Raw genomic sequence first — 19150 nt, forward strand, 5'->3', positions numbered from 1 at the left:
ACAACGAAGCTTGGTCATGACGATCGCGTTCTCTCCTCGCCTTCGGGCCCTGGCCATCTGCACTCTTGCCGCACTCGTCTGCGGCATCGGAACGATGTCGGCTCGCGCCCAGAGCATCGTCGTCATGGTCAATGGCGATCCCATCACCGACTATGACATCGAGCAGCGCACCAAGCTGAACTTCCTGAGCACTCGCAAGCATCAGACTCGCCAGGAGATCATCAACGAGCTGATCGACGACAAGGTGAAGATCAAGGAAGGCAAGAAGTTTGGCGTCGAGCCGACCGCCTCCGACGTCGACCAGTCGTTTGCCGGCATGGGCTCTCGCATGCGGCTCAACCCGGAACAGTTGACCAAATCGCTGGAGAGCCAGGGTGTGCGGCCGGAGACGCTGAAGGCGCGCATCAAGGCCGAGATCGTCTGGAGCAGCCTGGTGCGCGGCCGCTACAAGGAACGCCTGATCGTCTCCGACAAGGACGTGGCCGCGGCTGTCGCCGCCGCGGGCGGCGATGGCGATCAGCAGGGCCAGGCGTTCGAGTACAAGATGCAGCCGATCGTGCTGATCGTGTCGAACTCCTCGAACCAGGGCCTGATGGAAGCGCGGCACAAGGAGGCCGAGGCCTTGCGCGCACGGGTGCAGACCTGCGCCGAAGCCAACAACATCTTCAAGACGACGGCGAATGCGGTCATCAAGGAGATCGTCGTCAAGACGTCCGCCGACATCCCGCCGAATCTGCGCAAGCTGCTCGATGACACGCCGATCGGCCACCTGACTCCGCCGGAAGCGACGCGGCAGGGCATCCAGATGGTGGCCCTCTGCTCGCGGACTCCGACCACGATCGACACGCCGAAGAAGCGCGAGATCAAGGAGCAGATGTACACCAAGAAATACGAGGCCACCTCCAAGGCCTATCTGCAGGAAGTCCGCAAGGCGGCGATGATCGAATATCGCTGATGACGAAGCCGCTCGCGCTGACCCTGGGGGAACCGGCAGGCATCGGACCCGACATCACCCTGCAGGCGTGGCTGCGCCGCACCGAGCTCGGACTCCCCGCCTTCTACGTACGCGGCGATCCTGTCTTTCTCGCGCAGCGCGCCAGGCTGCTCGACCTTCCCGTCACCGTGGACGAAGTTCGTCCCGAACAGGCGGCACAGGCGTTTGGGACCGTGCTGCCCGTGGTCTCCACCGGACACGCCGTGACGGCCCTGCCGGGCCGTCCGGACACGACGAGTGCCGCGGCGGCCATCGGCTCGATCCGTGAGGCGGTGGCCGACGTGAGGGCCGGACGCGCCAGCGCCGTCGTGACCAACCCGATCGCCAAGGCCGTGCTCTACCGTGCCGGCTTCTCGCATCCCGGCCATACCGAATTTCTCGCCGAGCTCGCCGCCGATGGCGGCGCGGTCCCGCAGCCTGTCATGATGCTGTGGTCACCGATGCTCGCCGTCGTGCCGGTGACGATCCACGTCGCGCTGCGCGACGCGATCGAGCAGCTCACGAGCCCGCTGATCACCTCGACGACGCGCATCGTCGCGGCGAGCCTGCGCCGCTATTTCGGCGTGTCGCGGCCGCGCATTGCGATGTCGGGACTCAATCCGCATGCGGGCGAGGACGGTACGCTCGGCACCGAAGAGGACACGATCATCGCGCCCGCGATCGCAACCTTGCGCAATGCCGGCCTCGACGTGCAGGGACCGTTGCCCGCCGACACGATGTTTCATGACGCCGCGCGCAAGACCTACGACTGCGCCATCTGCATGTATCACGACCAGGCGCTGATCCCGATCAAGACGCTGGCGTTCGACGACGGCGTCAACGTGACGCTCGGCCTGCCGTTCATCCGCACCTCGCCGGACCACGGCACGGCGTTCGGCATCGCCGGCAAGGGCAGCGCCAATCCGGCGAGCCTGATCGCGGCCCTGCGGCTCGCCGCGCGCATGGCCAGCCACGCGTCATGAGCGCCATCGACGACCTCCCGCCGCTGCGCGAGGTCATCCGCGATCATCAGCTGTCGGCGCGCAAGGCGCTCGGCCAGAACTTCCTGCTCGATCTCAATCTCACCGCCCGGATCGCGCGCGCCGCGGGTCCGCTCGAAGACGCCACCGTGGTGGAGATCGGCCCCGGCCCGGGCGGCCTGACGCGGGCGCTGCTCGCGCTCGGCGCACGCCACGTGATCGCGGTCGAGCACGACGAGCGCGCAATCCCGGCGCTGCAGGCGATCGCCGACCATTATCCCGGCCGCCTCGAAATCGTCTGCGGCGATGCGCGGACCTTCGACGTCGCGCCCTATCTCGGGACCACCAAGGCGAAGATCGTCGCCAACCTGCCCTACAACATCGCGACGCATCTCCTGATCGGCTGGCTCTCCGCAGAGCCGTGGCCGCCCTGGTACGACATGATGGTGCTGATGTTTCAGCGCGAGGTCGCCGAGCGCATCGTCGCGCGCGAGAACGAGGACGCCTATGGGCGGCTCGGCGTGCTCGCCAACTGGCGCTGCGAGACCAAGATCCTGTTCGACATCTCGCCATCCGCCTTCGTGCCGCCGCCGAAGGTCACGTCGTCCGTGGTGCGGCTGGTGCCGCGCCCGTCGCCCGAACCCTGCGACCGCCGCGCGCTCGAGCAGGTCGCCGCGGCTGCCTTCGGCCAGCGCCGCAAGATGCTGCGGCAGAGCCTGAAGTCGCTGCCGGCGGATCCCGCGCGGCTCGCAGCCGCCGCAGGCGTCGATCCCACCCGCCGCGCCGAGACCATTCCGGTGTCGGGCTTTGTTGCCATGGCCCGCGAATTGACCAATAGTCGCGACGAGAACAAGTCGTAATCAACAAGCATTTCAGGGAGTTTCATCATGGCGTTGATGCGCCGTCAGTCGCTCGTCAAGTTCGACGCACCGCTGTGCGAAACCATCGTCGAGACGCCGAAGCCGCAAGGCCGGGAAGTTCTGGTTCGCATCGAGCGCTGCGGCCTGTGCCACTCCGACCTGCATATCCAGGACGGCTATGCCGATCTCGGCGGCGGCAAGCGCCTGGACACCACGCGCGGCATGACCCTGCCCTTCACGCTCGGCCATGAGATCGCCGGCGTCGTCGACGAGGTCGGCCCCGACGTGCCGAAGGAGCTGATCGGCGCCCGGCGCGCGGTGTTTCCGTGGATCGGCTGCGGCCAGTGCCGCGACTGCGCCAATGGCGACGAGAATTTGTGCGCCAAGCAGCGCTTCCTCGGCGTCTCGATCGACGGCGGCTTCGCCACCCACGTGCTGGTGCCAGATGCGAAGTATCTGCTGGAATACGATCCGCTGCCGGTCAACCAGGCCGCGACGCTGATGTGCTCCGGCGTAACGGCCTATGGCGCGCTCAAGCGCCTCGTGGATCGGCCGCGCCAGCGCAATCTGCTGCTGATCGGACTCGGGGGCGTCGGCATGATGGGCCTGTCGTTCGCGCAGGCCATGTTCAAGCAACCGATCTCGGTGGCCGACCTCTCGGCGGCCGCGCGCGAGACCGCGCTGAAGAATGGCGCCGCGACGGCCTACGATCCGGCCGAGCCGGATGTGATCAAGCGCATCCTCAAGGAGACCGAGGGCGGCTTCGACGAAATCGTCGATTTCGCCGGCAACGAGAAGTCGATGGCCTTTGCGGTTTCCGTCGCAGCGCGCGGCGGCAAGATCGTCGTGTCCGGACTGATGGGCGGCCAGTTCACCCTGCCGATGGTTCAATGGGTGTACAAGCGCCTGACCATCGAGGGTTTCATGGTCGGCACGCTGGCCGAGGCGCACGAACTGATGGCGCTCGCGCGCGCCGGCAAGATCAAGCCGCCGCCGATGCGCGAGGAGCCGATGGCTGACGTACAGAAGTGGATCGATGCGCTGCGCGCCGGCCATGTGGTCGGACGCGTGGTGCTGACGAACTGATCCCTCGCCGTTGCGACATCGCACGCGGCGGCGGTGCTGCACCGCCGCCACTGCGGCCAATCATTTGTCCACAAACGTAGAGGTTGTCGGCGCGACGCCTCTGACCCCTGAGGGTGAAAAGCCAGGTCCATCGTCGCCGATGTGACCGATTTGGCGCGATAGCGCGGCCAAAATCGCGGCGTGATGCGGAGCTTCTTGTGGGAAAAAAGCCGCACTCGGGCACGAAAGGATCGCGACAGAATTAATCCGGAATTGTGGCTCATTGCCACCCAACTTCTCTCCGAGAACGCGCCGTTGCGTAAGCGTATCCGGAGTCTTGAATGGCAAGCCGAACGGCAGGAGTTGCGTTTGCCATTGCAGCCGGAATCGCTGGCACCGTCGTGCTCGTGCTGCCGCGCGTCGTCCTGGCGGCGGAGGAGTGTCTCGCCGAGCCGACGGGAGAGAAGCCCGACGGGCAACGCTGGTACTATCGTTTCGATCGTGGCACCAATCGACGTTGCTGGTATCTGAAAGACGCCAACGGCAACACGCGTGACGCCGCGGCACCGATACGGGCGACGCAGCAGCCGGCTCCCTGGGACTTTGCCCAGCCCGCCCCCCCCAAACTGACGCCAAGACGCAGCGATGGCCCGGTCGCTCGCGCCAGCGACGCTCTCGCAGAAGCGCCGCAGCCGCGGCTGCGCACCGATCTCGCCGTGCGGGGCACGCCGAAGCCGCAGACTCTCGCCACACCGACAACGCTGACCGCATCCGACACCAGCCTGCCCCGCAGCCTCGATACCTCGCCCTGGCCCTCTGCCCCGCCACAACAGGCGGAGCCGATCGCGGCCGATGCGCCACCGCCGGCCATGGCCGACGACGGCAATGCGGAGCCGGACGCGAATGCGGCGCCGGCTGCCGACGGGCCGATCATCGCACCGAAGCCGAGCAAGCCAGAGGCGCCCATCCACGTGCTCATGCTCGTGGTCATCGGCGCACTCGCGATTTCAGGACTGCTGGCGAGCGCGCTCTATCGGCTCGCCCGGATGGGACGGCGGCAACGGCGCAATGGCAGCTGGCATGCGGACGCAGTCCGGATGCGCCGTAGTCGCATCAAACCACGGTCCAAGGCGCCGCAGGGCGGGATGCGTGCGGGCCGCGGCAGCATGCCGGCAGCACCCTCCCATTCAGGCGGCAGCCGCGGCTCTCAGCCGGCTTCGGCGCTCGACCTCGCGAGCGCGCGGCTGGCGGCTTCGCCGGACCAGGTCGAGCCCCGTCCGCAGCGGCCGGCGCCGTCTCCCCAGCAGCAGGATCACCCGGCCGTAGCCGCACGCCGACGCGACCGGGACGCGGCTGCGGCGATGCAACGATCGCAGTCCACCGACGCGGTATGGCAGGCGGTCGATGAGCTGGTCGATCGCGCAGCAGTACGCCGGGCCGAGCCTTCCGGGGCACAGACCGCTGCGACCAACGCGCAGCCAATGCCGGTTGCCGCAACTGCCCCATCGCCTGCTGCTCCGGCGCAGGCACAACTGACGGCTGCCCAGATGGCCGCGGCGCAGGCCGCTGCCGCCAAGATTGCAGCAGCCCAGGCGAGCGCTGCTGCTGCAGACGCCTCGCCGCGCTCGCCGACCTATGCGGCACCGACGGCACCCGCCGAGCCCTGGCCGGCGGCGCAGCGGGTTGAACCAGCGAATCCCGCCCGTATCCAGGTGGGCGCACCAATGCCGCCATCGGCCCCGCCACCGACGCAGGCTGCCGCGACCGCCGCCCCACCCGCCCCTGTCGACGTCAGCGAAATCGTGTCGGCGCTGCGCAGGGCCCGCAACAGCGATGCCACGTCCCCCGCTGCCGGCGCGCCGATCGACGCCGCCAAGGTGATTGCCGCGCTGCTGGTGTCGCGCGCGGCCAAGCGGCGTACCCCGCAACCCGGCGAGGCTGGCGACGGTCCGGCTGCAGCGGCCCTCGCTGAGACGGCTCCGCCAGCGCAGGCGGACGCTGCACACCGGACCACGCAGGCGTCGCAACCCCTGACGAACCAATTGCGTGGCGGCCAGCCGGCCGCTCAGCCCGTTCCCGCGATGCCCAATCAGCCCGCGCCCCCGCGCGCGCCGTCAACGGCACCAGCCGATCCAGCGGCCGCGCTGATCGAGACGCTTCGCGCGCATGCGGCACGACAGCCGGCCCCTCAGCCTGACGATGACATCGCGAGGGCCGGACCCGGGATGATGTCGGAGGCCTCTGCCGCCGAAGACGACGAGCTCGACGATCCCGCGGCGGCGCTGATCAACCTTCTGCAGTCGCGCTTTTCATTGCCCGAAGACGAGCTGGAGGCGGAGCCGCAGCAGGAGGAGTTCTCCGTCGAGGCTCCGCAGGACGTCGCGCATATGCATGATGATCCCGCGGCCCGACTGATGAGTCTCCTGGAATCGCGGTCGTCGATCCCCGCCGCGCCACCGATCATCGACAGGCCGCAGGCGCCGCAGCAACCGCAGCGGCCGCCGCAGCAGCGACCCCTGTTCGTGCCGAGCCAGTTCGAGGACCCGGCGACCCCGCCGCTCGACTTTATTCCGCGGCCTCCGGCGCTGCGCCCGCGGCCGCGCAACATTCAGCACGATGATGAGCTCGACGGCATCCAGGACATCCTGGCGCGCCTCGGCCGGCGGGCGTAGACGGAAGGCGTTTCAGCCCTCGAGCTGGCGCTGCAGCTCGCGCACGAAGGTCGTCAGGCCGGTGCGGCGCTCGCGCTTCAGGCGCTCGGCCTTGAGGATCGACTGCACCTCGGCAAACGCGTCGTCGACGTTGCGGTTGATGACGATGTAGTCGTACTCCGCCCAGTGGCTCATCTCGTGGCTGGCGCGGCTCATGCGCCCGCGGATGACCTCATCGGAGTCCTGCGCGCGGGTGTGGAGACGCTTCTCCAGATCGGCGGCGGACGGCGGCAGGATGAACACGCTGACGACGTCCTGCCGCGCCTTCTCGCGCAGTTGCTGCGTGCCCTGCCAGTCGATGTCGAACAGCACGTCCTGGCCCGCCGACAACGCCGCTTCGACCGGCGCGCGCGGCGTGCCATAGCGGTTGTCGAACACGGTGGCCCATTCGAGCAGCTCGTTGCGCTTGGCCATGTGCTCGAAGCGCGCGCGGTCGACGAAGTGATAGTCGCGGCCGTCGACCTCACCTGGCCGCATCGAGCGCGTCGTCGCCGAGACCGACATCCGCAGACCCGACATGCGCTCGATCAGCAGGCGCGACAGCGTCGTCTTACCCGCCCCCGAAGGGGATGACAGCACGAACATCAGGCCGCGCCGCTCGACCCCATCGAAGCTTCCGTCGTGAGCCGCCATGGATCACTCCAGATTCTGAACCTGTTCGCGGAACTGCTCGACCACGGTCTTCAGCTCCAGGCCGATGTTCGTCAGCTCGATGTCGTTCGACTTCGAGCAGGTGGTGTTGACCTCGCGATGGAATTCCTGGGCGAGGAAGTCGAGCCGGCGGCCGACGGGCCCGCCCTTGCCGAGCATCTCGCGCGCCTGCGCGATGTGGGAGGCGATGCGATCGAGTTCCTCGCGCACGTCGGCCTTGGCCGCGATCAGCAGCGCCTCCTGCGCCAGGCGGTCAGGATCGAAGCGGTCCGACGTGTCGAGCAGGGCCGCGACCTGCTCGGCGAGTCGCGCCTTGATGGCCTCTGGCTTGCGGCCCGGCGATGTTTCGGCCCTCTTCGCCAGTGCCTCGATCTCGTCGACGCGCTGGTTGAGGATCTGTCCGAGCGTGTCGCCCTCACGCCGACGCATCTGCACGAGATGTTTCAGCGCGGTCTCGAACGCCGCGATCGCCGCCTCCTTGGCGGCCTTGTCCTCGGCCTCGTCGGTCTCCGGCTCCGCCACCTCGATCACGCCCTTGATCGACAGCAGCCCATCGATGCTGGGCGCGACCGCGTCGATCCGGCCCGCGAGCTGGCTCGCCACCTTCACGACGGCCGCCAGCACATCCTCGTTGATTCGTACCGTCGACCCGGTCTCGGTGCGCTTGACGGTGAGATTGGCGTAGACGGTGCCGCGCGACAGCACCTCGGTGGCGCGCTTCTTGGCGAAGGCCTCGACCTCGTCCCAGCCCTGCGGCAGCCGCACCCGGACGTCCAATCCCTTGGCATTGACCGATTTCAACTCCCACTCGAACGAGTAGGGACCGCTTGCCCCGTGGCTACGGGCAAAGCCGGTCATGCTCGACAGCGCCATTTCGTCCATGTCTCCGGCATATCGGGAATGGCGGGACAGACTCGCTCCGCCAAAAGTGCGCGAACCTTACGGCCTTTTGGGCAAATGTTAAGCCCGGTTCTGCGCGGCCGACATGCGTGGGAAATTATTGCTGAACGACCGGCGGGGTCGGCTGCGCAGCGCCCTGCCGCGCCCCGTTGCCGGGTGCAACACCGCCGTTGGCGCGGTTGGCGGGCGGCCTCTTCGCACCGGCCGGCGCCCGTGGCGCGGCTGCCCCGGCCGCCGGATCCACCGCTCCGCCGGCAACGGCCGGCGGCGCCTCGTCGGGCTCGACGGTGTCGTTCTGGGTCTGCCGCTCCATCGCCCTGAGCTTGGCGACGTTCTTCTGGTGCAGGTCGTAGGTCTCGGTGAACGCGTGGCCGCCGGTGCCGTCGGCGACGAAATAGAGATCGCGCGTGCGCGCCGGATTGGCCGTCGCCTCCAGCGAGGCGCGTCCCGGATTCGAGATCGGTCCCGGCGGCAGGCCCTCGATCACATAGGTGTTGTAGGGCGACGGTTGGGTGATCTCGCTGCGCTTGATCGGACGGCCCAGTGTGCCCTTGCCGCCGACCAGACCATAGATGATGGTCGGATCGGACTGCAGCTTGATCCGCTGCTTCAGCCGGTTGACGAATACTGCGGCCACCCGGCTGCGCTCGTCGGGCTTGCCGGTCTCCTTCTCGACGATCGAAGCCAGCGTCACCAGCTGCTCCGGCGTCCTGACCGGCAGATCCGGACTACGCCGTTCCCAGATCTCGGCCAACACGCGCTTCTGCGCCTGCTGCATGCGCTGCACGACCTGATCGCGGCTGGTCCCGCGCGGGAACTTGTAGGTCTCCGGCAACAACGTGCCTTCGCGCGGAATCTCGCGGACGCTGCCGGTGAAGATCTCGTTCTCGGACAGACGCGCCACGATCTGCTCTGACGTCAGGCCTTCGGGCACGGTCACCGAATGCTGCACGACCTTGCCTTCGACGATGACGCCGATCACGTCGCGCAACGATGCATTCTTCTGGAACGCATACTCGCCCGGCTTGAGGTCGGAACTGGCCTTCAGCGCATAGACCCCACCGATGAAGATCCACGGATTGACGTCGATCACACCTTCACGCGCGAGCACGTCGGCAATATCGCGTTTGCCCGCGCGCTGCGGGATGTTGACGACCTTGTCCTCCTGCAGCGGTCCTGCCGCTTCGAGGATCTGCCGTCCATAATAGTAGGCCGCGCCCACGCCGAGCATGGCCAGGATGAGCAAGGTGATGATCGCATTGCCGACCACCACGAACGGATTACGGGCGCGGTCGGAGCGGCGCGGCGGCGGCGGCACGCGTTCCGGCTCCAGCGCTGCGCGCGGGCTGCGGGGCGAGATGGGCGGCCGTTCACTCATCGATGCAACCTTCAGTCCTGTCGCTCTCGTCGTGGCCGTGCGCTCCCCAACGCAAGCGACCTGAAGTCCACGCCCAATTTAACGATTCGTCATCTCGTCATCGAATACGGCGAAAAGGTGTTTTCGCCGGGCCTCACCGCCATGCGCATCCACTTACCGCATCGGCGCCGAAGGCCGACCTGCGAAAGACACGCGAAGTTAAAGACACGCGAAGTCTTGGGTTCTAGTGTGGCTGCAGTCGGATATCCGCGTGACCAAGCGACAATCGGCCCGAGCGGCATTCCGTCCTTCCGCACTAGGTCACCACGCGCCGCAAAACCACCGACGCGTTGGTGCCGCCGAAACCAAAGGAGTTCGACAGCGCCACGTTGATCTCGCGTTTGCGAGGTGCATGCGGCACGAGATCGATCGCGGTTTCCACCGACGGATTCTCCAGATTGATCGTCGGCGGCGCGATGTTATCCCGAATCGCGAGAATGCTGAAGATGGCTTCGACGGCGCCGGCCGCGCCGAGCAAATGGCCGATCGACGATTTGGTCGACGACATCGAGATCTTCGAAGCGGCATTACCAAGCAGGCGCTCGACCGCACCGAGTTCGATCTCGTCGCCGACTTGAGTCGAGGTGCCGTGCGCGTTGATGTAGTCGAGGTCGGCGGCCGTGATGCCGGCGCGCTTCAGCGCCGCACTCATGCTGCGAAAGCCGCCGTCGCCATCCGGCGATGGCGATGTGATGTGATAGGCGTCGCCGGACAGTCCGTAGCCGCAGACCTCGGCGTAGATCCGCGCGCCGCGTGCCTTGGCGTGCTCATACTCCTCGAGCACGACCACGCCGGCGCCCTCGCCCATCACGAAGCCATCGCGGTCCTTGTCGTAAGGACGCGACGCGCGCTCGGGCGTCTCGTTGAATCCGGTCGACAGTGCGCGGGCCGCGCAGAACCCGGCCATGCCGATTCGGCAAATCGGCGATTCGGTGCCGCCGGCGACCATGACATCGGCATCGCCGAGCGCGATCAGGCGGCTGGCGTCGCCGATCGCATGCGCGCCGGTCGAGCAGGCGGTGACGACCGAATGATTGGGGCCCTTGAGCCCGTGCTCGATCGAGACATAGCCCGAGGCGAGATTGATCAGACGTCCGGGAATGAAGAAGGGCGACACTTTGCGCGGACCGCGCTCCTTCAGCAGGATCGCCGTGTCGGCAATGCCCGAGAGGCCACCGATGCCGGACCCGATCAGCGTGCCGGTGGCGCAGCGGTCCTCTTCCGTCGCGGGATGCCAGTTGGCGTCATCGAGCGCCTGACGCGCCGCAGCCATCGCGAAAATGATGAAATCGTCGACCTTGCGCTGGTCCTTGGGCTCCATCCACTGGTCGGCATTGAAGGTGCCGTCGGAGCCATCGCCGCGCGGCACCTGACAGGCCACCTTGGCGGGAAGATCAGAGACCTCGAACGACTCGATCAAGCGCGCACCGCTCTTGCCCTGAAGGATGCGCTGCCAGGTCGTTTCCACACCACAGCCAAGCGGCGAAACCATGCCAAGGCCAGTGACGACAACCCGCCTCATGTTCGTTTCTCCAGACCCGATTTTGAGCGCTTGTGGATCGGCTGACGGCCGTCGCCGCATCTCGGGTCAATTGTTCGAGTAACACGGTCTGGCCAGGCAGCGCGACCGAATCGTCTGTCGCCGGCCGCCAGATGACGGCTCATCACGACGCCGCCAACAGCAAGAAACCGGTCGACCGCACAAGACGGATCGGCCGGTTTCGCGCAACTTCGCCGGAGCGTCAGCTCTTGGCGTTCTTCTCGAGGAACTTGGTGGCGTCGCCGACGGTCAGAATCGTCTCGGCGGCGTCGTCCGGAATCTCGCAACCAAACTCTTCCTCGAAGGCCATGACGAGCTCGACCGTGTCGAGGCTGTCAGCACCGAGGTCGTCAATGAAGCTCGCGTTGTCGACCACTTTCTCGGGCTCGACACCAAGGTGTTCGACCACGATCTTCTTAACCCGCTCGCCAATCTCACTCATCGTTCAACCTCGTGCTTGTTCCTTTAAGACCCGACCCCCGGATGATCCGCATCACCCCGGCCGCTAAACTTCCTTCGCGATCGCGCAAAACCAGATTTGCCCCGCAGCGCCCCTTTACCGAAATTTGGCGGACGACTTGCGGTCCGAAAACTTCGGAAACGGGGCCACTCACAAACTCCAATCCACACTCTCCATGAGGCCGGTACGCCTCCGATCCAGAGCGCTCAAACAGGAACCCGGATCAGCAGCGCCAGCCGACGGAGGCCCGGCGAACGATGGCAGCTCGCCCCGCCAATATACAGGGTTTGGAAATCCTGCAATGGCGTTCTTCGTGCCCCCATCAGCTGCCCGGTTACCATACACGCGAATCGTTGACCACACGGCCCGGTATGCTGGTCGCGACGTCTTTTCGCCGCATTCCGAGCCGCGGCAGGGCCTAGATCATCGCCATGCCGCCGTTGACGTGGATGGTCTGGCCCGTGACATACGCCGCCTCGTTGGAGGCGAGGTACACCGCAGCTGCAGCAATGTCCTCTGGCGTGCCCAGCCGCGCCGCCGGCACCTTGGCGAGGATCGACTCGCGCTGCTTCTCGTTCAGAGCGTCGGTCATCGGTGTCTTGATGAAGCCCGGTGCGATGCAGTTGGCGGTCACGCCGCGCTTGGCGTACTCGGCGCCGAGCGTCTTGATCATGCCGATGATGCCGGCCTTGGACGCCGTGTAATTGCCCTGCCCCGGATTGCCGGTGACGCCGACGATCGAGGTGATCGCGATGATGCGGCCGAAGCGCTTGCGCATCATCAGCTTGGTGGCGGCACGCGAGAGGCGGAATGTCGCGGTCAGGTTGACCTTGATCACCTCGTCCCAATCCTCGTCGCGGAGCTGCACGAACAGGTTGTCGCGGGTGATGCCGGCGTTGGCGACGAGAATGTCGACCTGCCCCATCGCCTGCTCGGCGGCCGGCACCAGCGCCTCGACCTCGGCCGCGTCAGACAGATTGCAAGGCAGCACATGCACACGGCTGCCCAGCTCGCCCGCGAGGGTCTCGAGCACCTCGCGCCGGGTGCCGGAAACGGCCACGGTCGCTCCCTGGGAATGCAAGGCCTTGGCGATCGCATTGCCGATGCCGCCGGTCGCGCCGGTGACCAGCGCGGTCCTGCCACTCAGATCGAACATCAAACTCTCCTCAATGCCGCTATACGCGACGCTCTACGACGTTTTGACCGCGGCCAGCGCATCCTTGGCGGCCGCAATGTCCGCCGGTCCGCCGACGGCGACACCGACTGCACCATCCGCGATCCGCTTGACCAGGCCGCTGAGCACCTTGCCCGCGCCGATCTCCAGGAAGCGCGTCACGCCCTGGCTCGCCATGTAGGCGATCGATTCGCGCCAGCGCACCGTACCCGTGACCTGCTCGACCAGGCGACGGCGAATCTCGTCGGGATCACTGATCGGGGCCGCGAGCACGTTCGAGACCAGCGGCGAGGCCGGCGCCTTGATGGTGACCTTGGAGAGCGCCTCCGCCATGACGTCGGCCGCCGGCTGCATCAGCTTGCAGTGGAACGGCGCGGAGACCGGCAGCAGCATGGCGCGCTTGGCGCCCTTGGCGCGCGCGATCTCGACGGCGCGATCGACGGCGGCCTTGTTGCCGGACACCACCACCTGACCGCCGCCATTGTCGTTGGCGGCCTGGCAGACCTCGCCCTGAGCCGCCTCTTCGGCGACCGCCACGGCTGCCTCGTAATCCATCCCGAGCAGCGCGGCCATGGCGCCGACGCCGACCGGAACGGCCTTCTGCATCGCGAGACCGCGCGTCCGCAGCAGGCGGGCGGTGTCGGCGATGGTCAGGCTGCCGGCGGCCGCCAGTGCCGAATATTCGCCCAGCGAGTGACCCGCGACGAAGGCCGCGTCCCGCCCGACCGAGAACCCCGCCTCGGCCTCCAGCACCCGCAAGGTCGCCATCGACACCGCCATCAGGGCGGGCTGGGCATTTTCGGTCAGCTGCAGGGTCTCGGCCGGACCTTCCCAAATGATGGTCGTCAGCTTCTCGCCGAGGGCAGCGTCGACCTCCTCGAACACGGCGCGGGCCACCGGGAAGGCGTCCGCGAGCGCCTTGCCCATGCCGACGGCCTGGGACCCCTGCCCCGGAAAAGTGAATGCTGCCGTCATGGCCGCCCCCTGAACGTTCCAAAATCCCTGGAATTGAGTAACTTTGGCCGGAAAGACACTGGCAAAGGCCGGGATGTCAAGCGCGTGACGGGCGCATTTCGACCACTTTCCCTTGCCTTGGCGCCGAAAATCGGTATAAGGCCCGCCATCCGTGGATCCCGAGCCGGGAGCTGAACGGACGGTCCCAGCAAATTCACCTTGCTCAACCTTGGGGATGTACCCTCTCCAAGCTGTCCAGGCGATTTGATGTGGCAGGGCCAGTCGGCCCGTCGTCCCGTGTTCCCGCCTTCTGAGCTGACGTCTGCGAGTCCTTTCCACAAGGGCTCGAAGGGCTTGACGCCGGGATTTGCGCCAACTTGGAAAGGACAGCCATGCCGCTTTACGAGCATGTTTTCCTCGCGCGTCAGGACGCGAGCACCCAGCAGGTGGAAGAACTGACGGCTCAGATGACCGGTATCGTCGAGGGTCTCGGCGGTAAGGTCACGAAGACCGAGAATTGGGGCGTTCGCTCCCTCACCTACCGCATGAACAAGAATCGCAAGGCGCACTTCGTGCTGCTCAACATCGACGCGCCGTCCGCGGCGATCGCCGAGATCGAGCGCCAGGAGCGGATCAGCGAGGACGTGATCCGCTACCTCAGCGTCCGCGTCGAGGAGCTCGAGGAAGGCCCGTCGGCGATGATGCGCAAGGCCGATCGCGACCGTGAGCGCGACGACCGCGGCGGCGGCTTCCGTGGTGAGCGCGATGGCGGCGGCTTCCGTGGCGATCGCGGAGACCGTGGCGATCGTGGCCCGCGCCGGCCCCGTGACGAAGAAACGACGGACGAGGAGTAAGATCAATGGCTGAAGCCCCCGCACGTCGCCCGTTCTTCCGCCGCCGCAAGACCTGCCCGTTCTCCGGGCCGAACGCGCCGAAGATCGATTACAAGGACTCCAAGCTGCTGATGCGCTACGTGTCCGAGCGCGGCAAGATCGTGCCTAGCCGCATCACCGCCGTGTCCGCCAAGAAGCAGCGCGAGCTCGCGCGCGCCATCAAGCGCGCCCGCTTCCTCGGCCTGCTGCCCTACGTCATCCGCTGATTGCGGACCTCGGACCGGCGGCCCCGCGCCGCCGGCTCCTTCCGTTGAATTCTCATAAGGCTTCCGGGTCGTCCGGTCGCCGATGGTTGGGGCGAAGGCGCCTCTAACCGCTCGAAGGGAGCGGGACAGCTGATGATCGGAACGCTTCTCATCGCGCTCGCAGCAGGCGCTGCCTCCGCCGTCATGTTCGCCTCGACGGCGTCGGGCGTAATGACGGCGCTCGTGCTTGCGCTGCTCGCGCCCGTGCCGCTGCTGGTCGCCGCAATCGCCTGGGGCCGGCTTTGCGCTGTCATCGGCGGTCTTGTGGCAACCGCTTGCGTGCTGGCCATCTTCGGCTTCGATCGCGCGCTCGCCTTTGCAGTCTCTGTGACGCTGCCGGCCTGGTGGCTCGGCCACCTCGTCCTGCTCGGCCGGCCGACGACCAGCCCATCCGGCCAGGATGGCATCGAATGGTATCCGCCCGGCAACATCCTGCTGTGGATCGCGGTGATCGCCGCGCTGATTGCCGCATTCTCCTTCGGCACCGACATGACGGCCACCAATCAGGGTCTCAGGCGGCTGCTGTCGCGCGTGCTCGGCAATACCGTCGCGTCGACCGACGCGGTCGACATTCCCCAGCTGGTCGAGCTCCTGGTCTTCATGGCGCCGCCCATGGCCGCGGTGATCATGACCACGATCCTGTCGCTCAACGTCCTGGCGGCTGCAAAGATCACGGCGATCTCCGGCCGGCTGATGCGCCCATGGCCACGCCTGCGCGACACCAAGCTGCCGCTGATGACGCTGCCGGCGCTGTTTGCGATCATCGCCTTCTGCTTCCCGGGCGGGCTGATCGGCATGCTCGCGCGAATCGCCGCCGCAGCGCTGCTGACCGCCTATGCGCTCACCGGCTTCGCGGTCCTGCATACGCTGACCCTGCCGCTGCGCACCCGGCCGCTCTGGCTCGGCCTCGCCTACGCGCTGATGCTGACCTTCATCTGGCCGATCCCGATGCTGGCGATGATCGTCCTCGGCCTCGCCGACGCCGCCTTCGACCTCCGCCACCGCTTCGGCCCGCGGCAGCCGCCGCCGTTGCCGGTGCCGTAGAAGCTTCACCTCAACCAACCGCTTCAAACATCACAAGGAGAACATCGATGGAAGTCATTCTGCTGGAACGTGTCGCCAAGCTCGGCCAGATGGGCGAGATCGTGAAGGTCAAGGACGGGTTCGCCCGCAACTTCCTGCTCAAGCGCAAGAAGGCACTGCGGGCCACCGCCGAGAACAAGGCCAAGTATGAGGGCATGAAGGCCGAGCTCGAGGCCAACAACATCAAGGCCAAGGGCGAGGCGTCCAAGGTCGCCGAGAAGATCGACGGCCGCGACATCGTCATCATCCGCCAGGCCTCCGAATCCGGCCAGCTGTTCGGCTCGGTCTCGGTGCGCGACATCGTCGCCGCCCTCGCCGCCGACGGCATCACCGTCAGCCGGCCGCAGGTCTGGCTCGACGCCCCGATCAAGACGATCGGCAAGCAGACGATCACCATCGCGATCCATCCGGAGGTCGAGACCTCGGTGACCGTGACGGTCGCCCGCAGCGCCGACGAGGCCGAGCGCATCAAGCGCGGCGAGGACATCTCGACCCGCCAGGAGGACCGCGACGCCGCCGCCGAAGCGATCGCCGCCGCCGGCGAGTTCTTCGATCCGGAGGCCCAGGACGAGGGCGCTGCCGGCGAGCCTGCGCAGCAGTAAGCGCGCCAGCCCATCTGCGGAAAAGCCCGGCTCAACGAGCCGGGCTTTTTTATTGCCGTCTCACCGCGAGGGCGAGGACGGAACCGAGGGATCCGACGGCACCGACTGGGTCGTGGCCGGCGCCGGCGTCACCGGCGGGACCGGATCGGCGCGCAGCGCCGGGGCGGCGTCGCTCGATCTTGCCGGCTCAACCCGCGGCGGCTCGGAGCCGGCGGCGCTGTCCTCGCGCGACGGCGACGGCTGGGTCGCACCGGTCGGCTCGCTGCGCGTCTCATCCGCGGCCGCGCCCTCCTGGGCCGGCTTCTTGCGCTTGCCGAGCCGGCCCTTCTTTGCGGGCGCACTGCCCTCGCCGTCGGCCGGTGCAGCCGCGGGCTCCGCTGCCGCATCGGGCTTGGCCTCAGCCGGCGCGGAGCGCCTGGAATGATGACCCCGACGACGCGGCTCGGCCGCATCGTCAGCGGTGGCCGGCTTCGCCTCGGACGGCTCGGTGGTGGCCGACCGGGCGCGACGCTCGGATCGCGTCTCCTTGCCGGAATGGCCCGTGGATCGCGCATCAGCGGCGCCGTTCGCAATCAGGTAATTGGCGAGCACGCCGGCCATCTCGGGGCTCGTCGTGTAATGCTGGCGCAGAAACCCGGGCAGCGAGCCGGCCGAGGTGTTCTTGGCCAGACCGCGCGGCGACTTGTGGCACACCACGCAGGTCCCGTTGAAGATCTGCGCAGGACTCTTGCCCGCATCGAGATTTTCCTGCGCAACGGCGGCCCCCGCAAAGCCCATGCAGAACACCGCCACCACCGCCGCCAAATTGAGCGCTCGGCCCACCATTCTCATTCTCCAGCTATGGTTTCGCCCACACGGCGCCGCCCCGCGCGACATCCGCTGCCGTGTTTCCTCTCGCTATCAGCCGAACGTGACAGCGGACATTGCGGTCGCTCCACGCCGTCGACGGCGATCCCTTCAGACCTCGTCCGGCGGTCAGATGCCGGACACCGGCCAAAAGGCCGGCGGCCGCGGCCTTTTTAACGGATTGCGGAGCGAATGAAAGCGCACAGATGTTCCTGCGCCGAGATGTCCATCGATCAATGACAATGACCGTTCTGAATATCGGCTTTGTGTTCATGGCAGTGGCATCGGCGTGTGCCCGCTGGGTAACATAACAACGTGATGATTGGGAACCAATCGGTTCTCAACGCGTCGAGTGCGACGGCCGGGAAAGTCAGCAACTCACGGGAATAGCTCGTTGGGTGGTGTGGATGGACCGTTTGCTGCGAAGTCTGTTGAGTGGCTTCATTTGCCGTGGGTCGATCAGCTTTACGACGGCCAGCGGCACGTCGTTCAGCTGCGGGGATGGAACCGGTGTCCCCGTGGCGGCACGATTTCTGACTCGTGAAGCCGAACGCCGGATTCTGGCCAATCCCGAGCTCGCGCTCGGCGAGGTCTATATGGACGGCTCGTTCGTCGTCGAACGAGGATCGATCGCGGATCTGCTGTCGATCGTGATGAGCCAGCCGGCCGCGGTGCCCGACTGGGCCAAGACGCAATGGTGGCTGCGCTACCTCGTCCGGCACCTGCACCAGCTCAACATCCGGGCACGCGCGCGCCGCAACGTCGCCCATCATTACGATCTCGACGGGCGGCTGTATTCGCTGTTCCTCGATGCCGACCGGCAATATTCTTGCGCCTATTTCGAGACGCCGGATGCGACGCTGGACGATGCCCAGCTCGCCAAGAAACGTCATCTGGCGGCCAAGCTGCTGATCCGCCGCCGCCATCGCATCCTCGACATCGGCTGCGGCTGGGGCGGGCTCGGACTCTACCTGGCTGAGATGTGTGATGCCGACGTCACCGGCGTGACCTTGTCGGCCGAGCAGTTGCAGGTCGCCGAGGCCCGCGCGGCCGAACGGCACCTGTCCCATGCCGCCCGCTTCCTGCTGCAGGATTACCGCGACGTGCCAGGTACGTTCGAGCGCATCGTCTCGGTCGGCATGTTCGAGCATGTCGGGGTCGCCTTCTACGACACCTTCTTTCGCCGCTGCGCCGAGCTGCTCGCGGACGACGGCGTCATGCTGCTGCATTCGATCGGACGCTCCGAGGGCCCTGATGCGACCAACCCCTGGATCGCCAAATACATCTTCCCCGGCGGCTACGTCCCAGCCCTCTCGGAGGTTCTGCCGGCGATCGAGCGCGCCGGGCTCCTCGTCTGCGACATCGAGATCCTGCGCCTGCACTACGCGGAGACCCTGAAGGCGTGGCGTGAACGCTTCATGGCCCGGCGCGACGAGGCCGTGCAGCTCTATGACGAGCGCTTCGCGCGGATGTGGGAGTTCTACCTGGCGGCCGCGGAAATGGGGTTCCGCAAGCAGAACCTGATGAATGTCCAGATCCAGCTGACGAAGCGCCAGGGCGTCGTGCCGATGACGCGTGACTACGTCCACCGCGAGGAGACGCGGCTGCGGGCGCGCGAGCGCGGCAGCCGCCCGGCGCTGCAGATGGCGGGTGAGTAGCGCGCGCGGCCCGCGACGAAGGCGGAAGGCGGCGTCAGTGCAATGGTCCTGCAGAGACGGACGCCCGGATTCGCGCGGCCGCGCGGCGGGCCCGACTTCAATCTTGAGATGCGTAGATAACGGATCGCGTCCCAAGCG

General features: G+C 67.0%; 18 protein-coding genes. 10 read left to right on the plus strand and 8 right to left on the minus strand.

Annotated elements, in window-relative coordinates:
* Window positions 1-16 precede the first annotated feature (16 nt).
* From QX128_RS03120 to QX128_RS03140, 5 genes are all read left to right on the plus strand, one after another.
* Window positions 17-955: a SurA N-terminal domain-containing protein gene (locus QX128_RS03120; RefSeq protein WP_315800292.1), complete on the plus strand. Its 939-nt coding sequence runs from the start codon at window positions 17-19 to the stop codon at window positions 953-955.
* Complete coding sequence (gene pdxA, locus QX128_RS03125) at window positions 955-1956, plus strand: 4-hydroxythreonine-4-phosphate dehydrogenase PdxA (protein WP_316236636.1); 1002 nt, start codon at window positions 955-957, stop codon at window positions 1954-1956. Before QX128_RS03120 ends, pdxA begins: the two co-directional genes overlap by 1 nt.
* Window positions 1953-2813 (plus strand): 16S rRNA (adenine(1518)-N(6)/adenine(1519)-N(6))-dimethyltransferase RsmA, encoded by an 861-nt coding sequence (gene rsmA / locus QX128_RS03130; RefSeq protein ID WP_316236637.1) that lies wholly within the window; start codon window positions 1953-1955, stop codon window positions 2811-2813. Before pdxA ends, rsmA begins: the two co-directional genes overlap by 4 nt.
* A 27-nt stretch (window positions 2814-2840) precedes the next feature.
* Window positions 2841-3899 carry an alcohol dehydrogenase gene (locus QX128_RS03135; RefSeq protein ID WP_316236638.1) on the plus strand — a complete coding sequence of 353 codons (1059 nt, stop codon included), beginning with the start codon at window positions 2841-2843 and terminating at the stop codon, window positions 3897-3899.
* A 380-nt stretch (window positions 3900-4279) separates the two neighbouring features.
* Window positions 4280-6550, plus strand: a complete 2271-nt coding sequence (locus QX128_RS03140; RefSeq protein ID WP_316236639.1) for a hypothetical protein — start codon at window positions 4280-4282, stop codon at window positions 6548-6550.
* 12 nt (window positions 6551-6562) lie between these two features.
* On the opposite strand, the gene gmk is transcribed toward QX128_RS03140, so the two are convergent.
* The 7 genes from gmk to fabD all read right to left on the minus strand — a co-directional run bounded on the left by gmk (window position 6563) and on the right by fabD (window position 13706).
* The gene (gmk, locus tag QX128_RS03145; RefSeq protein ID WP_316236640.1) at window positions 6563-7222 is read right to left on the minus strand and encodes a guanylate kinase; all 660 of its coding nucleotides are present in this window, start codon (window positions 7220-7222) and stop codon (window positions 6563-6565) included.
* 3 nt (window positions 7223-7225) lie between these two features.
* Window positions 7226-8113 carry a YicC/YloC family endoribonuclease gene (locus QX128_RS03150; protein WP_316236717.1) on the minus strand — a complete coding sequence of 296 codons (888 nt, stop codon included), beginning with the start codon at window positions 8111-8113 and terminating at the stop codon, window positions 7226-7228.
* Window positions 8114-8237: 124 nt separating this feature from the next.
* Window positions 8238-9518, minus strand: a complete 1281-nt coding sequence (gene mltG / locus QX128_RS03155; RefSeq protein WP_316215640.1) for an endolytic transglycosylase MltG — start codon at window positions 9516-9518, stop codon at window positions 8238-8240.
* Window positions 9519-9813: 295 nt separating this feature from the next.
* The gene (gene fabF / locus QX128_RS03160) at window positions 9814-11079 is read right to left on the minus strand and encodes a beta-ketoacyl-ACP synthase II (protein ID WP_315800299.1); all 1266 of its coding nucleotides are present in this window, start codon (window positions 11077-11079) and stop codon (window positions 9814-9816) included.
* Window positions 11080-11299: 220 nt separating this feature from the next.
* Window positions 11300-11539 (minus strand): acyl carrier protein, encoded by a 240-nt coding sequence (locus QX128_RS03165; RefSeq protein ID WP_006610957.1) that lies wholly within the window; start codon window positions 11537-11539, stop codon window positions 11300-11302.
* Window positions 11540-11975: 436 nt separating this feature from the next.
* Complete coding sequence (gene fabG, locus QX128_RS03170) at window positions 11976-12713, minus strand: 3-oxoacyl-[acyl-carrier-protein] reductase (RefSeq protein ID WP_315800300.1); 738 nt, start codon at window positions 12711-12713, stop codon at window positions 11976-11978.
* A gap of 33 nt (window positions 12714-12746) precedes the next feature.
* A complete protein-coding gene (gene fabD, locus QX128_RS03175) occupies window positions 12747-13706 on the minus strand; it encodes an ACP S-malonyltransferase (RefSeq protein WP_315800301.1) in 960 nt (319 codons plus the stop codon).
* Window positions 13707-14077: 371 nt separating this feature from the next.
* Here fabD and rpsF point away from each other — a divergent pair, with 371 nt between their 5' ends.
* The 4 genes from rpsF to rplI all read left to right on the plus strand — a co-directional run bounded on the left by rpsF (window position 14078) and on the right by rplI (window position 16508).
* Entirely contained in the window at window positions 14078-14539 is a 462-nt protein-coding gene (gene rpsF / locus QX128_RS03180) for a 30S ribosomal protein S6 (RefSeq protein WP_315800302.1), read from the plus strand.
* A gap of 5 nt (window positions 14540-14544) precedes the next feature.
* Window positions 14545-14784, plus strand: a complete 240-nt coding sequence (gene rpsR / locus QX128_RS03185) for a 30S ribosomal protein S18 (RefSeq protein ID WP_008963441.1) — start codon at window positions 14545-14547, stop codon at window positions 14782-14784.
* A 132-nt stretch (window positions 14785-14916) separates the two neighbouring features.
* Complete coding sequence (locus QX128_RS03190; protein ID WP_316236641.1) at window positions 14917-15867, plus strand: hypothetical protein; 951 nt, start codon at window positions 14917-14919, stop codon at window positions 15865-15867.
* A gap of 47 nt (window positions 15868-15914) precedes the next feature.
* Complete coding sequence (gene rplI, locus QX128_RS03195; protein WP_315800304.1) at window positions 15915-16508, plus strand: 50S ribosomal protein L9; 594 nt, start codon at window positions 15915-15917, stop codon at window positions 16506-16508.
* 60 nt (window positions 16509-16568) lie between these two features.
* On the opposite strand, the gene QX128_RS03200 is transcribed toward rplI, so the two are convergent.
* Window positions 16569-17333 (minus strand): hypothetical protein, encoded by a 765-nt coding sequence (locus QX128_RS03200; RefSeq protein ID WP_316180925.1) that lies wholly within the window; start codon window positions 17331-17333, stop codon window positions 16569-16571.
* Between the two features lie 428 nt (window positions 17334-17761).
* On the opposite strand from QX128_RS03200, the gene QX128_RS03205 reads away from it, so the two are divergent.
* Window positions 17762-19012, plus strand: coding sequence for a cyclopropane-fatty-acyl-phospholipid synthase family protein (locus QX128_RS03205; RefSeq protein ID WP_315800306.1), 1251 nt, complete (start codon window positions 17762-17764; stop codon window positions 19010-19012).
* Window positions 19013-19150: the final 138 nt, after the last annotated feature.

The sequence above is a fragment of the Bradyrhizobium sp. SZCCHNR1015 genome, assembly GCF_032489875.1.
In the GTDB taxonomy this organism is placed as follows: Bacteria; Pseudomonadota; Alphaproteobacteria; order Rhizobiales; family Xanthobacteraceae; genus Bradyrhizobium.

Bases quoted from the DNA above. Each gene is read 5' to 3' on its own strand.
- QX128_RS03190 (WP_316236641.1), top strand. From the start codon at position 14,917: ATGATCGGAACGCTTCTCATCGCGCTCGCAGCAGGCGCTGCCTCCGCC.
- rpsR (WP_008963441.1), top strand. From the start codon at position 14,545: ATGGCTGAAGCCCCCGCACGTCGCCCGTTCTTCCGCCGCCGCAAGACC.
- QX128_RS03135 (WP_316236638.1), top strand. From the start codon at position 2,841: ATGGCGTTGATGCGCCGTCAGTCGCTCGTCAAGTTCGACGCACCGCTG.
- rplI (WP_315800304.1), top strand. From the start codon at position 15,915: ATGGAAGTCATTCTGCTGGAACGTGTCGCCAAGCTCGGCCAGATGGGC.
- QX128_RS03200 (WP_316180925.1), bottom strand. From the start codon at position 17,333: ATGGTGGGCCGAGCGCTCAATTTGGCGGCGGTGGTGGCGGTGTTCTGC.
- QX128_RS03150 (WP_316236717.1), bottom strand. From the start codon at position 8,113: ATGGCGCTGTCGAGCATGACCGGCTTTGCCCGTAGCCACGGGGCAAGC.
- fabD (WP_315800301.1), bottom strand. From the start codon at position 13,706: ATGACGGCAGCATTCACTTTTCCGGGGCAGGGGTCCCAGGCCGTCGGC.
- QX128_RS03165 (WP_006610957.1), bottom strand. From the start codon at position 11,539: ATGAGTGAGATTGGCGAGCGGGTTAAGAAGATCGTGGTCGAACACCTT.
- fabG (WP_315800300.1), bottom strand. From the start codon at position 12,713: ATGTTCGATCTGAGTGGCAGGACCGCGCTGGTCACCGGCGCGACCGGC.
- rsmA (WP_316236637.1), top strand. From the start codon at position 1,953: ATGAGCGCCATCGACGACCTCCCGCCGCTGCGCGAGGTCATCCGCGAT.
- fabF (WP_315800299.1), bottom strand. From the start codon at position 11,079: ATGAGGCGGGTTGTCGTCACTGGCCTTGGCATGGTTTCGCCGCTTGGC.
- QX128_RS03205 (WP_315800306.1), top strand. From the start codon at position 17,762: ATGGACCGTTTGCTGCGAAGTCTGTTGAGTGGCTTCATTTGCCGTGGG.
- mltG (WP_316215640.1), bottom strand. From the start codon at position 9,518: ATGAGTGAACGGCCGCCCATCTCGCCCCGCAGCCCGCGCGCAGCGCTG.
- QX128_RS03120 (WP_315800292.1), top strand. From the start codon at position 17: ATGACGATCGCGTTCTCTCCTCGCCTTCGGGCCCTGGCCATCTGCACT.
- pdxA (WP_316236636.1), top strand. From the start codon at position 955: ATGACGAAGCCGCTCGCGCTGACCCTGGGGGAACCGGCAGGCATCGGA.
- rpsF (WP_315800302.1), top strand. From the start codon at position 14,078: ATGCCGCTTTACGAGCATGTTTTCCTCGCGCGTCAGGACGCGAGCACC.
- gmk (WP_316236640.1), bottom strand. From the start codon at position 7,222: ATGGCGGCTCACGACGGAAGCTTCGATGGGGTCGAGCGGCGCGGCCTG.